At 42.1% G+C, this 14,336-nt stretch carries 14 protein-coding genes; 7 read left to right on the forward strand and 7 right to left on the reverse strand.

The window, feature by feature from the left end; translation table 11 throughout:
- Positions 1-13: 13 nt before the first annotated feature.
- Positions 14-271, forward strand: coding sequence for a hypothetical protein (locus RB151_RS23545; RefSeq protein ID WP_237071498.1), 258 nt, complete (start codon positions 14-16; stop codon positions 269-271).
- Between the two features lie 44 nt (positions 272-315).
- On the opposite strand, the gene cysE is transcribed toward RB151_RS23545, so the two are convergent.
- The 4 genes from cysE to RB151_RS21935 all read right to left on the reverse strand — a co-directional run bounded on the left by cysE (position 316) and on the right by RB151_RS21935 (position 3,502).
- Positions 316-1,137: a serine O-acetyltransferase gene (cysE, locus tag RB151_RS21920; protein WP_071548778.1), complete on the reverse strand. Its 822-nt coding sequence runs from the start codon at positions 1,135-1,137 to the stop codon at positions 316-318.
- A 65-nt stretch (positions 1,138-1,202) separates the two neighbouring features.
- Complete coding sequence (gene gpsA / locus RB151_RS21925; protein ID WP_042846714.1) at positions 1,203-2,231, reverse strand: NAD(P)H-dependent glycerol-3-phosphate dehydrogenase; 1,029 nt, start codon at positions 2,229-2,231, stop codon at positions 1,203-1,205.
- The gene (gene secB / locus RB151_RS21930; protein ID WP_042846715.1) at positions 2,231-2,707 is read right to left on the reverse strand and encodes a protein-export chaperone SecB; all 477 of its coding nucleotides are present in this window, start codon (positions 2,705-2,707) and stop codon (positions 2,231-2,233) included. The genes gpsA and secB overlap by 1 nt, the downstream gene beginning before the upstream one ends.
- A gap of 357 nt (positions 2,708-3,064) precedes the next feature.
- Complete coding sequence (locus RB151_RS21935; RefSeq protein WP_042846716.1) at positions 3,065-3,502, reverse strand: rhodanese-like domain-containing protein; 438 nt, start codon at positions 3,500-3,502, stop codon at positions 3,065-3,067.
- Between the two features lie 435 nt (positions 3,503-3,937).
- On the opposite strand from RB151_RS21935, the gene envC reads away from it, so the two are divergent.
- Positions 3,938-5,227: a murein hydrolase activator EnvC gene (envC, locus tag RB151_RS21940; RefSeq protein ID WP_042846717.1), complete on the forward strand. Its 1,290-nt coding sequence runs from the start codon at positions 3,938-3,940 to the stop codon at positions 5,225-5,227.
- 34 nt (positions 5,228-5,261) lie between these two features.
- A complete protein-coding gene (locus RB151_RS21945; RefSeq protein WP_042846718.1) occupies positions 5,262-6,275 on the forward strand; it encodes a divergent polysaccharide deacetylase family protein in 1,014 nt (337 codons plus the stop codon).
- A 93-nt stretch (positions 6,276-6,368) separates the two neighbouring features.
- Here RB151_RS21945 and tdh read toward each other — a convergent pair whose 3' ends face one another.
- The gene (gene tdh, locus RB151_RS21950) at positions 6,369-7,394 is read right to left on the reverse strand and encodes an L-threonine 3-dehydrogenase (protein ID WP_042846719.1); all 1,026 of its coding nucleotides are present in this window, start codon (positions 7,392-7,394) and stop codon (positions 6,369-6,371) included.
- A gap of 11 nt (positions 7,395-7,405) precedes the next feature.
- The gene (locus RB151_RS21955; RefSeq protein ID WP_071548779.1) at positions 7,406-8,602 is read right to left on the reverse strand and encodes a glycine C-acetyltransferase; all 1,197 of its coding nucleotides are present in this window, start codon (positions 8,600-8,602) and stop codon (positions 7,406-7,408) included.
- Between the two features lie 229 nt (positions 8,603-8,831).
- Between RB151_RS21955 and rfaD the strand changes: the two genes are divergently transcribed.
- The 4 genes from rfaD to RB151_RS21975 all read left to right on the forward strand — a co-directional run bounded on the left by rfaD (position 8,832) and on the right by RB151_RS21975 (position 12,713).
- On the forward strand, positions 8,832-9,770 hold the full coding sequence (gene rfaD, locus RB151_RS21960) for an ADP-glyceromanno-heptose 6-epimerase (protein WP_042846722.1): 939 nt from the start codon (positions 8,832-8,834) through the stop codon (positions 9,768-9,770).
- Between the two features lie 9 nt (positions 9,771-9,779).
- Positions 9,780-10,826 (forward strand): ADP-heptose--LPS heptosyltransferase RfaF, encoded by a 1,047-nt coding sequence (gene rfaF / locus RB151_RS21965; protein WP_071548780.1) that lies wholly within the window; start codon positions 9,780-9,782, stop codon positions 10,824-10,826.
- Positions 10,826-11,788, forward strand: a complete 963-nt coding sequence (gene rfaC, locus RB151_RS21970; RefSeq protein ID WP_071548781.1) for a lipopolysaccharide heptosyltransferase RfaC — start codon at positions 10,826-10,828, stop codon at positions 11,786-11,788. The genes rfaF and rfaC overlap by 1 nt, the downstream gene beginning before the upstream one ends.
- 64 nt (positions 11,789-11,852) lie before the next feature.
- Entirely contained in the window at positions 11,853-12,713 is an 861-nt protein-coding gene (locus tag RB151_RS21975) for a WlaTC/HtrL family glycosyltransferase (RefSeq protein WP_071548782.1), read from the forward strand.
- 103 nt (positions 12,714-12,816) lie between these two features.
- Here the strand turns inward: RB151_RS21975 and RB151_RS21980 are convergent, their stop codons facing one another.
- On the reverse strand, positions 12,817-14,277 hold the full coding sequence (locus RB151_RS21980; protein ID WP_071548783.1) for a glycosyltransferase family 39 protein: 1,461 nt from the start codon (positions 14,275-14,277) through the stop codon (positions 12,817-12,819).
- Positions 14,278-14,336 lie beyond the last annotated feature (59 nt).

The raw sequence follows: 14,336 nt of genomic DNA on the forward strand, positions 1-14,336 counted from the left end.
AGCAGTATGGGTGTTGGCTTCACACCAATACCCAAGCAATGTACCGCTCGAATTATTTAGAGGGATAGGTGACTTTTCTGAACATAAGCGAGATATTTTAATGAAAGAGCCTTTTACTAAACAAACTGAGCAATCCACGAATACCCCATTGGGTCGTATCAATGAAACCACTTATTTATTACGTTCACCCGCTAATGCCGAACATTTAAATAAATCGATTACTCAGTTTAAAAAGGGAAATGTGTTTAAAAAACACACTATTGAAAAATAACAACGATAGTGAGCAACTCACTACCTATTACGCCTTCCCGCAACTCAAATCCCATCACCATCTTCAAAACCATAAATACTGCCGTTAAAGTTTTGGTCCATTTCTAAGGACGGCATTTCGCTACTTGGCTTACCAACAACCTTCGCAGGGACCCCTGCAACGGTAGTATGTGGCGGAACAGGATGAAGAACAACCGAACCCGCACCAATTTTTGCGCCGCGACCAATTTCAATATTACCTAAAATTTTTGCCCCCGCGCCAATCATCACCCCTTCTCTGACTTTAGGATGACGGTCGCCACAGGTTTTCCCAGTACCGCCGAGGGTAACCGATTGCAAGATAGATACATCGTTTTCCACAATAGCCGTTTCACCAATGACAATGCCTGTTGCGTGGTCAAGCATAATACCGCAACCAATACGAGCTGCGGGATGAATATCGACACCAAATGAAACAGAAATTTGATTTTGCAGGTAAACCGCCAGCGCTTGGCGGCCTTCTTTCCACAACCAATTCCCGATGCGATAGGCTTGCAAGGCGTGGAAGCCTTTCAGGTACAATAATGGAGTGGAATATTTATCAACGGCAGGGTCACGTAGGCGAACCGCAGCTAAGTCCATTGCTGCGGAGAAAATCATGCCTTCGTCATTGCGATATGCTTCTTCAACGATTTCGCGGACTTCAAGAGCAGGCATGATAGGTGAACTGAGTTTATTCGCTAACATATAGCTAAGTGCGCTACCCAAGTTATCATGCTTTAATAATGTCGCGTTAAAAAAACTGGCTAGGAGTGGTTCGCAGTCAGCAAGCGACTTCGCTTCTTCTTTAATGAAGTCCCAAATTCTATCCAATTCTTCACGCGACATAATCACTCACCTATCTATTTTTATAATTACCCTATTATGTAACTTCTTAATGCGGTTAATTTTTATTAATCATGCAGTTTTGGCATATCAGCAATTTCATCTTTGGTCGCTCGCCCCAGTAATGCTTGCGCCGCCTCTAGTACATTTTTATGGCAATAGAGGATTTGATAGATTTGCTCTGTAATTGGCATTTCCACCCCAGCACGTTCAGCAAGAGCACGGACTTCTTTGGTATTCCGATAACCTTCAACCACTTGGCCAATCTCTTTTTCTGCCTGTTCAACCGTTATGCCATCGCCTAACATCATACCAAAACGGCGGTTACGAGACTGGTTATCGGTACAAGTTAACACTAAATCGCCAAGCCCTGCCATCCCCATAAAGGTTGAAGGGTCAGCACCGAGTGCTGCACCTAAGCGGCTCATTTCAGCAAGGCCGCGGGTGATCAAGGCAGTCCGTGCATTGGCACCAAAGCCCATGCCATCTGAAATACCCGCCCCGATAGCAATCACATTTTTGACTGCGCCACCAAGTTGCACCCCAACCATATCTGGGTTTTTATAAACCCGAAAGCTTTTACCACAATGGAAAAGTTGTTGTAGGTCATCACCAAATTGGCTATCACTTGCCGCCACCGATATTGCTGTTGGCAAGCCTGCTGCTAGCTCTTTTGCAAAGGTAGGCCCAGACAAAACTGCTAGAGGAATTTCATTGCCTAATACCTCACGTGCCACATCTTGTAACAAACGACCGGTATCCCTTTCTAAGCCTTTCGTCGCCCAAATAATGCGCGAATCTGCTCGTAAATAAGGTTGGATTTGTTTTAGTACATCGCCAAAAACATGGCTAGGGACGACTATCAAGATATTCGAGCTCGCCTCAACGGCACGTTTTAAGTCCGTTTCGAGAGATAAACTATCAGGGAAAGAAACGCCAGGCAAAAAAGCCTGATTGCTACGATCTTGTTCTAATTGACGAATGTGTTTTGGGTCATGACCCCATAACACGACCTGATGTGCATTACGCGCCAACGTAATGGCTAAAGCGGTGCCGTACGAGCCGGCACCGATCACTGTCATTGAAGCAGTATCCATTAAGCGTCCTGTTGAGCTTCTGAGTTCTGCGCTTGTTCACCTTGTTGCTGCTGTAAGTAGTTCATGAACAGTGCATCAAAGTTAACTGGCGCTAAGTTCAATTGTGGGAATGTACCACGACCCACTAAGCTAGTAATCGCTTCACGTGCATATGGGAACAGGATATTCGGGCAGTATGCACCTAAGCAATGCGCCATTTGAGTCCCATCAATACCTTCGATAGAGAAAACGCCTGCTTGTTGAACTTCACACAGGAATGCGGTTTCTTCACCTAACGTTGCCGTGGTCGTGACACGTAAAACAACTTCATAAACGCCTTCTGACAGCTGATTTGAAGATGTATCTAAATCCAATTTAATTTCTGGCTGCCACTCTTGTTGAAAAATATGAGGCGCGTTAGGTGCTTCAAATGAAACGTCTTTTGCATAAATACGCTGAATTTGAAATACCATTTCTGAGTTGTTTTGTTCTGACATAGTTTAGTACCTTTTAACTTCCATATGAGTTTTCCCTGTTATTCTTCGAGTTACAGGGGTGTTCGCTGCATTGCGCTACCCAAGTCACATACTGATGTAGGCTGCTTGGATACCTTCATTTGCTGCCTGCCTGTAGCCCAAATAACCCAAGGAAAGCCTTGTTTCTTAAGCCACAGAAGGTGTTCGCTGCATCGCGCTACCCAAGTCACATACTGATGTAGGCTCCTTGGATACCTTCACTTGCGCCTAACTGTAACCCAAATAATTTCATTTTGAGTTACAGAAGACTCTCTGCATTGCACTACCCAAGTTACATATTAATACATGCAACTCAAGATTAACTATTATATATGGTAACTACTTCTTACCACGAGCTAATGGAAGGTTTTCACCTGCCCAGCCAGCAATCCCTTCTTTTAGGACAAAAACTTTTTCAAAACCGTATTGAGCAAGTTGCTCAGCAGGTTTAGCTGATTCCATACCACTCGCAGAAACAATAATGACGGGTTTCTGTTTATGTTTTTCTAATTCGCCTAAATTGTTATCTTTAATTTCAGACGGTGTTAAGTTAATAGAATCAATTATATGCCCTTTGCGGAAATCGTCACGAGTACGCAAATCCACAACAACTGCCTCTTCTTTATTAATCAGTGTAATCGCCTGTGAACGAGCAATCACTTTCGTTTTAGAGAAAAGACCTTTAAAGGTCATTACGACCACAGCAACTAATAACGCTATCCAAACCAGACTCAATAACATGTTCCGGCTTACAAATTGCATGATTTCTTGGATCATGGGGGGCAATCACTCCCGTTAGTTAAAAACGAATATCAAAGGGTTCAGAGTATACCTTTGTGTTGAGCTAATTACAGCCAATTCACACAAACTACGGTGTTTTTTTTGCGGTAAAGCACGCAAAATGAATACCGAACCACTGGAAAATAACATTTGTATCGCGAAACTGTACGCAGATATTTTAACATAAACATGGCTAAACGGGTCTAAGTGATGGATTAAATAGAGGTTCAATAATAAAAAATGATTGAATACTAGCTATACAAAATAAATCAGTGATAATAAAACTATATAATTTAACTTAATTAACCTTTATCTCAGGGCAAAAATCCGAATTTGTAAATGTTTTCAATACTATTTGTTAGAGAGTGCTGGAAACCATAACTTGCAGATGAAATAATCAGTTATCGTACTTAATTGAGGTGAACTATCACAATGGCCAATATACATCATCGAATGAAAGCATCATTTCTTCGTCAGGCTATTACTGCTCTATTGGGTTTAGGGCTGTTTACTCTCATCCCTACCCACACCGTATTTGCCAATCAGATCACCGAAAATAAAGGGCAATTACACGATTTACTGAAAAATATTGCCGAAAAAGAAAAAAGTGTTAAAGAACAGCAAGCTAAGCGCTCGGCACTGCTTAATCAACTCAAGCAGCAAGAACAAAGTATTTCGGCTGCTGGCCGTAGTTTGCATGAAACACAAAACCAATTAAAACAATTAGATAAAGAAATAGTTTCATTAAATAATAATATAAAACAACTCCAAATAAAGAAACAACAGCAAGAAAAACTGCTGGCAGACCAACTTGATGCAGCCTTTCGCTTAGGGAAGCATCAAGGGCTTACCTTAATGTTTAAAGGTGAAGAAGGTCAGCGTGAAGAGCGCATTTTAGCCTATTACAGTTATTTAAATCAGGCTCGTGAAAAAAACATTGCCGCACTGGAAGAAACAACTCAAACGCTACAAGAACAAAAGCAACTGGAACAGAAAAAACAAGCGGAACAAAAAACAACTCTTGCGCGTCAACAGCAAGAAAAGCGCAAACTCGATAATGCCCGAGCTTCGCGCCAAAAAACATTAAATGCGCTCGAAAGCACATTAAAAGAGGACCAAAAGAACCTTGCGGTTCTAAAACAAAACGAAGCAAGACTACGAGACAAAATTGCACGTGCTGAGCGGGAAGCAAAAGCAAGAGCTGAACGAGAAGCCCGTGAAGCTGCTCGTATCCGTGCACAAGTAGCAGAAAAAGAACGCCAAGCAAAACAAAAAGGTTCAACTTATAAACCGTCAGAAAGTGAACGCTCACTTATGTCTCGAACAGGTGGATTAGGGCGCCCTGCTGGGCAAGCAATTTGGCCAGTTCGCGGTTCATTACTGCATAACTATGGTGATGTTATCTCTAGTGAATTACGCTGGAAAGGTATGGTTATTGCGGCAAATGAAGGCACGCAAGTAAAAGCCATTGCAGATGGCAGAGTGTTACTGGCCGACTGGCTACAAGGTTATGGGCTGGTTGTGGTCGTTGAACATGGTAAAGGTGATATGAGCCTTTATGGATATAACCAAAGCGCATTAGTGAATGTTGGCCAAGAAGTTCGAGCGGGTCAGCCTATTGCCTTAGTCGGTAGTAGTGGTGGTCAAGAACGCCCTGCTTTGTACTTTGAAATCCGTAGACAAGGTAAAACCGTAAACCCTCGACCTTGGTTGGGCCGATAGCAAAACGTTAAATTTAAAAGATTAGGATAAAATTATGTTGAAGTACTTACCCTTTAGATTACTCATTGGATGTTCTTTGTTAATGGTGTGTCTACAGGTGAGTGCAGCAAAACTGGCTATCGTTATTGATGACTTTGGTTACCGAGTCAAAGAAGATAACCAAATTTTAGCGTTACCAGCCGCGGTCACTATTGCTATCTTACCAAGCTCTCCACACGGTCGTGAAGTGGCAGAAAAGGCCCATCAGCAAGGGCGGGATATTTTAATCCATATGCCAATGAAGCCATTGAGTAACCAGCCCTTAGAAAAAGATACATTATCCCCCTCAATGAGTGCAGAGGATATTGACCGACTCATTAAGAATGCGATTCAACGGGTACCCTATGCAAAAGGTATGAATAATCATATGGGTAGCGAGATGACATCGAGCTTACCGGGGATGCGTAATGTCATGCACAGCCTGTCACAATCGAATTTATTTTTCTTAGATAGTGTTACCATTGGCAATACACAAGTGAAAAATGCGGCGAAAGAATACGGTGTGCCAACCCTACGCCGCCATATTTTTATTGATAACCACCAATCGGAAGAAGAAACCCGCAGTCAACTTAACAAAGCCGTTGCCTATGCACGTAAACATGGCAGTGCCGTTGCGATTGGCCACCCTCACCCATCCACAGTACGTGCTTTGCAAAAGTACCTTCCACAGCTCCCTGCAGATATTGAACTTGTTGCGGTTAGTTCGCTGCTTAGCCCACAACCAGCCGATAAACAACCTGCAAAATCACTCAGAATGCTATCGGAAGAAGCGAAGCAACCACAAAATAGTGGATCTTCCACTCCGCCATCCGTAACACCGGAAGAAGAAGTACAGGTACAACCCGAGCCCGAACAAGAGGTGACAACGGTTGAAGCTCCCCCCGCAGAATTAGGTCTTTGCGAGTTTGAAACACCAAAGAATAAACTACAAGGAATTGATTTTATTATGTTTGTAGTTGAAGGGATTTATCACGACAAGGCCTTACAACCTCTTTTATTAAAAGACTAAACAACCCAAGTCATAAGCTATTCAACAGGTGGTAGTCCCCTTCTGGCGTGGAAATAATGCAGAAGGGGGAAAAGGGACATTACGTTATAAAAGTTAATCCCAATTTAATATAACTTTACCAGACTGCCCTGAGCACATGATATCAAAGCCTTTTTGGAACTCATCAATCGGAAATTGGTGAGTAATAATCGGTGATAAGTCTAACCCTGATTGTACTAGGGTCGCCATTTTGTACCATGTTTCGAACATTTCCCGGCCATAGATCCCTTTAATAAACAGCCCCTTGAATATGACTTGGCTCCAATCCGTCGCCATCGAAGCTGGGGGGATCCCTAATAATGCAATTCGCCCACCGTGGTTCATGGTATCTAACATGGTTTGAAAAGCGGCTGGGGCGCCTGAAACCTCTAATGCGACATCAAAGCCTTCTTTCATACCAAGTTCGTTCATTACATCTTTTAAATTTTCACGACTGACATTGACCGCTCGTGACACCCCCATTTTTTTCGCTAATTCAAGACGATAGTCATTAACATCTGTGATCACAACGTGGCGGGCACCAACGTGTCGGCAAACTGCGGCAGCCATAATACCGATAGGGCCTGCGCCTGAAACCAGAACATCTTCCCCAACCAAATCAAAGGATAGTGCGGTATGAACTGCATTGCCAAAAGGGTCAAAAATAGCGGCAATTTCATCAGGGATATTATCGGGAATTTTAAAGGCATTGAATGCGGGGATAACTAGGTATTCAGCGAAGCAGCCAGTACGGTTGACCCCCACGCCTATAGTATTACGGCAAAGATGGGTACGGCCACCACGACAGTTTCGGCAATGACCACAGGTAATATGCCCCTCACCAGAGACCCGGTCACCAATATTAAAACCTTTCACTTCCTGCCCAATGGCAACAATTTCCCCTATATATTCATGACCGACCACCATAGGGACAGGGATCGTTTTTTGCGACCATTCATCCCAGTTATAGATATGGACATCCGTACCACAAATAGCGGTTTTACGAATTTTTATCATCACATCATTGTGCCCGAGTTCCGGTTTAGGAACATCTGTCATCCATATACCTGGCTCTGCTTTTAATTTGGACAGTGCTTTCATAGACGGCCTTATTATTTGATTATGTTTAGTTTTTTACCTATGCGGGTGAATGCTTCAACGGCGTGTAAAATATCCTCCTTACTATGTGCTGCAGACATTTGGGTACGTATCCTAGCTTGACCTTGCGGTACAACAGGATAGAAAAAGCCGGTAACATAAATACCTTCATTAAGAAGCTCTTTGGCGAATACTTGGGCTAACTTCGCATCCCCTAACATAACGGGGATAATTGCGTGATCAGCCCCCGCGAGCGTAAAACCAGCCAATGTCATTTTCTCCCTAAATAACATGGCGTTATTCCATAACTTCTCACGTAAATGTTGCCCTTCACTCATCATATCGATGACTTTAATGGATGCAGCAACAATGGCTGGCGCAAGGGAATTGGAAAATAAATACGGGCGAGAACGCTGACGTAACCATTCAACGACCTCTTTTCTCGCAGCGGTATACCCACCAGAGGCTCCCCCCAGTGCTTTTCCTAATGTTCCTGTAATAATATCGACGCGCCCCATGACATTGCAGTACTCATGGCTACCACGGCCATTTTCCCCCACAAAGCCGACTGCGTGAGAATCATCAACCATGACTAAAGCTTGATATTCATCAGCAAGGTCGCAAATTGACTGAAGGTCGGCGATGACACCGTCCATCGAAAATACGCCATCTGTGGCAATTAGAATATGCCGAGCCCCCGCATTTTTCGCTTCTTCAAGACGCGTTTTTAACTCGCCCATGTTGTTATTACTATAACGGTAACGTTTTGCTTTACTTAGCCTGACACCATCAATAATTGAAGCATGATTTAATGCATCTGAAATAATTGCATCTTCAGGCCCTAGTAATGTTTCAAATAACCCACCGTTTGCGTCAAAACAAGAAGAATACAAAATAGCATCTTTCATACCAAGAAAGTCAGCGAGCTTGTGTTCGAGAACCTTATGGCTGTCTTGGGTACCACAAATAAACCGTACAGAAGCCATTCCAAAACCATGGCTATCCATTCCTTGCTTTGCCGCCTCAATCAATGCAGGATGGTTCGCCAGCCCAAGGTAGTTATTTGCGCAAAAGTTAATCACTCGCTGGCCGCCGATAATTTCAATGTCAGCATCTTGTGAAGTGGTAATGATGCGTTCATTTTTAAATAACCCATCCGCTTCAATTTGCACCAATTGGTCTTGGATCTGCTGGTAAAATTTATCTGACATGATTTGTTCCTGTATAATGACTATTAATAGAGTTTAATAATAGTCTCTGTTGGTAGCGACATTCACAGCACAAATAAGTGAAGTTTGTAGGCAAGATCACGATAATGGCCTTGTTCTGATTAACACACTAGTTCAAATCTCTATTAACAATACTGCTGTCGATGGAAAGAGGTGTTATTATAGTCACCCATTGTTATTCTATTTTTTTAACCCATTTGAGGTATATCCAATGATCATAGTCACTGGTGGAGCTGGCTTTATTGGCAGCAATATTATTAGAGCTCTAAACGCAATTGGCCGCACAGATATCCTAGTAGTCGATAATCTGAAAGATGGCACTAAATTTGCCAACCTTGTTGACCTTGATATTGCCGATTACGCAGACAAAGAAGATTTTATTGTTAGTATCATTGCCGGTGATGATTTCGGTGATGTGGACGCGGTATTCCATGAAGGTGCTTGCTCATCAACCACTGAGTGGGATGGCAAATATATGATGGATAATAACTATCAATATTCTAAAGAGTTACTACACTACTGTTTAGAGCGGGAAATTCCCTTCTTATACGCCTCATCAGCGGCGACATATGGCGGCCGTAGCGATAATTTTATCGAAGAACGCCAATTTGAAAAACCGTTGAATGTATATGGCTATTCAAAATTCCAGTTTGACCAATACGTTCGCGAAATTTTGCCTGAAGCGGGTTCGCAAGTCTGTGGCTTCCGTTATTTCAACGTCTATGGGCCAAATGAAAACCATAAAGGCAGCATGGCAAGCGTTGCTTATCACCTAAATAAGCAAATTAATGAAGGGCAAAGTCCAAAACTGTTCGAAGGTAGCGATGGTTTCCGTCGTGACTTTATTTATGTCGGTGATGTAGCCGCGGTTAACTTGTGGTTCTGGGAAAATAATGTTTCAGGTATTTTTAACTGCGGTACAGGGCGAGCGGAATCTTTCCAAGCCGTTGCTGATGCAGTCACTGAATTCCACAAAGATAAAAATGTCGCTATCGAATATATTGAATTCCCTGAAAAATTAAAAGGCCGCTACCAAAGCTTCACACAAGCTGACCTCACTAAGCTACGTGCCGCCGGCTATACTGCACCATTTAAGACGGTTGCAGAAGGTGTTGCTGAATATATGCAATGGCTAAATAAAGACGCGTAATTATTATTTATGAAAATATTGGTGATCGGCCCTTCTTGGGTAGGGGATATGATGATGTCACAGAGCCTTTATCGCACAATAAAGGCGTTACAGCCCCATGCGCAGATTGATGTGATGGCGCCACAATGGTGTCGCCCTTTACTTGCCAAAATGCCCGAAGTCAGTAACGCAATTCCTATGCCGCTAGGCCATGGGGCACTTGAAATTGGTGAACGTCGTCGATTAGGCAAAAGTTTGCAAGCAAATGGCTATGATCAAGCTATTGTGTTACCCAATTCTTTGAAGTCTGCATTTGTGCCTTTCTTTGCAAAAATCCCCAAAAGAACCGGGTGGCGGGGAGAAATGCGCTATGGCCTACTCAATGATATTCGCCCACTAAATAAAGACGCTTTTCCTTTAATGGTGCAGCGATATGTTGCTCTAGCTTATGATAAGCAAACTATTCAATCAGCTTCCGATATTCCGGCACCAATTTTACCGCCTAAACTGGTGACTGTGCCGCAAGAAGTCACTGAAACCCTGCAAACTTTTGGGGTTGATGGTTCTCGCCCTATTATTGGTTTTTGCCCTGGTGCAGAGTTCGGGCCAGCCAAACGTTGGCCACACTATCACTACGCTTCTCTCGCTCAAACATTAATTAGCGAAAAAGGCTATCAGGTGCTGCTATTTGGTTCACAAAAAGACCACGAAGCCGGTGAAGCCATTCGTTTAGAGCTGACTGATGATGCGAAATTACATTGCCATAATTTTTCAGGAAAAACATCTTTAGAACAAGCTGTGAATCTGATCGATGCCTGTACCGCCGTTGTCAGTAATGACTCTGGTTTGATGCATGTCGCAGCAGCGCTAGGTAAACCTCTTGTCGCCTTATATGGCCCAAGTAGCCCTGATTTCACCCCGCCATTATCAGATAAAGCAGAAGTGATCCGCCTAATTACGGGGTATCACAAAGTGCGTAAAGGTGACGGTGGAAGTGGTTATCACCAAAGTTTGATTGATATCCAACCTCAATTAGTTATCGATGCGTTAGCTCGGTTAAATATAGGTATTGAATAATGAGAGTATTATTAGTCAAGACATCTTCAATGGGAGATGTTTTACACTCATTACCAGCACTGACCGATGCACAACAAGCCATACCCGGTATCCAATTTGATTGGGTCGTTGAGGAAGGCTTCGCGCAAATTCCGACATGGCACAGTGCCGTTAACCAAGTGATCCCTGTGGCCATTCGCCGCTGGCGAAAAAATTGGTTTTCTGCACCGATTAGGGCCGAACGTGCAGAATTTCGCAAGAAATTACAAGCAACACAGTATGACGCCATCATTGATGCTCAAGGGTTATTAAAGAGCGCTTTTCTTGTCACCCGTTTAGCAAAGGGTGACAAACATGGGTACGACCGCCATAGTATTCGCGAGCCGTTAGCCAGTTGGTTCTATGACCACCGTTATGCAATTAGTAAACAACAACATGCTGTCGAACGCATCCGCCAACTGTTTGCCAAAAGCCTTAATTATGATTGCCCAACACAGCAAGGGGATTACGCCATTGCACGCCATTTTTTGCAATCATCTGAAGATGGGCAAAGCCCTTACGTCGTCTTTTTGCATTCAACAACCCGCGATGATAAACACTGGCCAGAAGAAAACTGGCGAGAACTCATTAGCTTAATGGCGAATAGTGGTATTCAAATTAAACTGCCGTGGGGTGCGCCTCATGAGCAACAACGTGCAGAGCGGTTAGCGAAAGGCTTTGATTTTGTCGAGGTATTGCCAAAACTGACTTTAGCTGAGGTTGCACAACAAATTGCTAATGCTAAAGCAGTGGTTTCTGTCGATACTGGGCTTAGCCATTTGACTGCTGCGTTGGATAAACCCAATTTCACCCTGTTTGGGCCCACTGACCCAGGGTTGATTGGGGGATATGGGCAAGGGCAGCATGAAATTAAGTCTATTAATAATATGATGATATCTATTGAGCCCGTGAAGGTATTTAATCACCTAAAAGTGGTTATTTAGATATATTTCCTATACTTTAATTTCCATAAATAACATAAACCAGTATAGCTTATCGGCAAACCTTATGAATAAATCAATAACTATCGTGACTGCCTTTTTTGATATTGGTAGAGGTAATTGGAAAAAACGAAATAATAGCTCTGAGAAATTTGACCGTACAAATGAAACATATTTTAGCTATTTCAAAAAGTTAGCAAAATTAGAGAACAACGTTATTATCTTTACATCACCAGATTTAAAAGGAAAAATATTATCTTTAAGGGATGGTAAACCCACTCAGATCATTACGCTCGATATCCACAAAAAGTTCAAATTTATCTTAAAAAAGATATCAGATATCCAAAATAGTAGCTCATTTAAAGGGTTAATTGACCCTAGTTTAATCAATAACCCTGAATATTGGTCAAGTGAATATATTTTAGTCACTAATTTAAAAGTTTTTTTTGTAAAAAAGGCTATCGAAATGCAACGTATAGATAGCGAATTAGTAGCATGGATTGATTTTGGTTATATACGAAACAATAAAACACTATATGGAGTTAGTGATTGGTATCATCCCTTTAACAAAGACAAAGTACATTTTTTTACTATCAAAGATACTTTAGACTTATCAAATGAGCAGGCTGTACTACATGCTGTTTTAAACAATGACCCCCATATTATTGGTGGCGTACTCGTTGCGAGTATAGAAAAATGGCCTGAGTTTTATAAACTCGTATCTAAAACACAAAAGGATTTTATAAAATCAGGCATCATTGATGATGATCAGGGCGTTTTTTTAACCTGTGCAAGTCAAAATGCTCATCTTTTCCAATTAAATTTTCTAGGACGGATGAAATGGTTTAGGACTTTTAGATTATTCCATAAAGGCTCAAAAATTAATTACTTAATACGTTTAGGCATCTTACTAAGAATAATTAAATAACGAAATATGGTTGACTTATAAAAAATTGTCTTGAAAGCCAATGAAGAGCCCCAAAAAAGTTGGACAACCAATTACTGGGGGTCACTTCACTAGGCGGTTTTCTCTATTTCTCTGGTGCAATAAACCCAAAGCACATGGTTTCAGGTGCAGCATCCGGTTCAGAACGGTAAATCACATCTTCTTTTTCTATCGTAAATTGCGGCCAAAACTTACGTACTTTAGCGAAGTTCTCATGGGCACAATCATCATATTTTTTGCCGAGTAGCAACGCACCATGCTGGCGAATTTCCGCTTCGGTAATATCACGATTATATACATTTGGTGGCATATGTTTTTCCATCGACCAAGGTTGGATCACATGCGGCCTATCTTTTGCATAAATGATAAACCATTGATACTGGTTATCTTCCCCGCCAACATATTTAACTGGTGTACCATATCGCTGATACCAACGTTGCTCACCTTCTGTAATCAGGTCTTTGACACCAATAAATTTTTGCCCTGCTCCACGGATGTTTGCCGCTTGCACCGTGATATACCCAACTAACACTAAAGCACCAAAAACGGCAAGGCCCACTAATGATTTTTTAAAGGTTTTTTTCGGCAGCACCGTGATCGAACCGACAAATAACGGCGCGCAAACGGCCATAAATGGTTGTAACCATTCGGTGATCCGACCGCCATCATGGAATGAAAACCAGCCATAAATCACAATAAGTGGAAATAAGATAATAAAATTAGCCATTCTATTGGCAATAGGTTTCGGCCAGCCTAACTTACCGCCACCACGATAAACGATCACAGCAGCAATGATTAGTGGGTAAAAAACACTAAGCGCAGCTTGAGTTGTATGCAAATTGAAACCAGGGTCAATTTGCGAATCAACCCATTTAAACGCAGAAAAATCACTCGCCATTAACCAAAAGAAATTCGGTAATACCAGCCCAAACCAAAGGGCAATTGCGAGATAAAACACGGGGTGGCGATAACTTTGGCGAACCTGCTTTACAAATAGTGTTAACAAGAAAACAGAGCCAACTAAAGCTAAAGTTGAGTATTTCCCCATCGTGGCCAACCCTGCAAACAAGGCAAAAGGTAGCCACCATGCAGGGTTGTCATCTACAGCGCGTAGAAAGAAGTAAATAGTCCATGGCCATAAAGTCACTAAAATATAGTTATCATTATATGGAATGATATCGAAATTAATTACACCTGATAAATTTAACATCAGCATCGCAAACCAAGCTAGGTCACGACGCCCTGTTAAATGAAAAGCGAGTTTCCACACACCAAGCAAACCAAATGCAATACCCGCAAAATGGATAAAATACCAATAGAAGCTATATGATATCCCTAAATAAATTGCAGGCCACATCAATACCCCAACAAACCATGGGTTTTTAGGGGAGCCCCATTCGCCATTCATTCCCCAATTCACTGCTTCTACAGTGTCATAAGGTACCGTTGGGTCAAAATAGAAACTCGCTAAGATCCAAGCGATAGCGTAGCCTATAACCCATAGATAGACATATTTATTTGATATTGATTGATTGATAGCAGGCATATAGTCTTAAAAGATAAGAAAAAATTTCAACATTCCATTTGGGTGCGACTTCAAGTGCA

The sequence above is a fragment of the Providencia rettgeri genome, assembly GCF_001874625.1.
Classification (GTDB): domain Bacteria; phylum Pseudomonadota; class Gammaproteobacteria; order Enterobacterales; family Enterobacteriaceae; genus Providencia; species Providencia huashanensis.

Bases quoted from the DNA above. Each gene is read 5' to 3' on its own strand.
- cysE (WP_071548778.1), bottom strand. From the start codon at position 1,137: ATGTCGCGTGAAGAATTGGATAGAATTTGGGACTTCATTAAAGAAGAA.
- gpsA (WP_042846714.1), bottom strand. From the start codon at position 2,231: ATGGATACTGCTTCAATGACAGTGATCGGTGCCGGCTCGTACGGCACC.
- secB (WP_042846715.1), bottom strand. From the start codon at position 2,707: ATGTCAGAACAAAACAACTCAGAAATGGTATTTCAAATTCAGCGTATT.
- RB151_RS21935 (WP_042846716.1), bottom strand. From the start codon at position 3,502: ATGATCCAAGAAATCATGCAATTTGTAAGCCGGAACATGTTATTGAGT.
- envC (WP_042846717.1), top strand. From the start codon at position 3,938: ATGGCCAATATACATCATCGAATGAAAGCATCATTTCTTCGTCAGGCT.
- RB151_RS21945 (WP_042846718.1), top strand. From the start codon at position 5,262: ATGTTGAAGTACTTACCCTTTAGATTACTCATTGGATGTTCTTTGTTA.
- tdh (WP_042846719.1), bottom strand. From the start codon at position 7,394: ATGAAAGCACTGTCCAAATTAAAAGCAGAGCCAGGTATATGGATGACA.
- RB151_RS21955 (WP_071548779.1), bottom strand. From the start codon at position 8,602: ATGTCAGATAAATTTTACCAGCAGATCCAAGACCAATTGGTGCAAATT.
- rfaD (WP_042846722.1), top strand. From the start codon at position 8,832: ATGATCATAGTCACTGGTGGAGCTGGCTTTATTGGCAGCAATATTATT.
- rfaF (WP_071548780.1), top strand. From the start codon at position 9,780: ATGAAAATATTGGTGATCGGCCCTTCTTGGGTAGGGGATATGATGATG.
- rfaC (WP_071548781.1), top strand. From the start codon at position 10,826: ATGAGAGTATTATTAGTCAAGACATCTTCAATGGGAGATGTTTTACAC.
- RB151_RS21975 (WP_071548782.1), top strand. From the start codon at position 11,853: ATGAATAAATCAATAACTATCGTGACTGCCTTTTTTGATATTGGTAGA.
- RB151_RS21980 (WP_071548783.1), bottom strand. From the start codon at position 14,277: ATGCCTGCTATCAATCAATCAATATCAAATAAATATGTCTATCTATGG.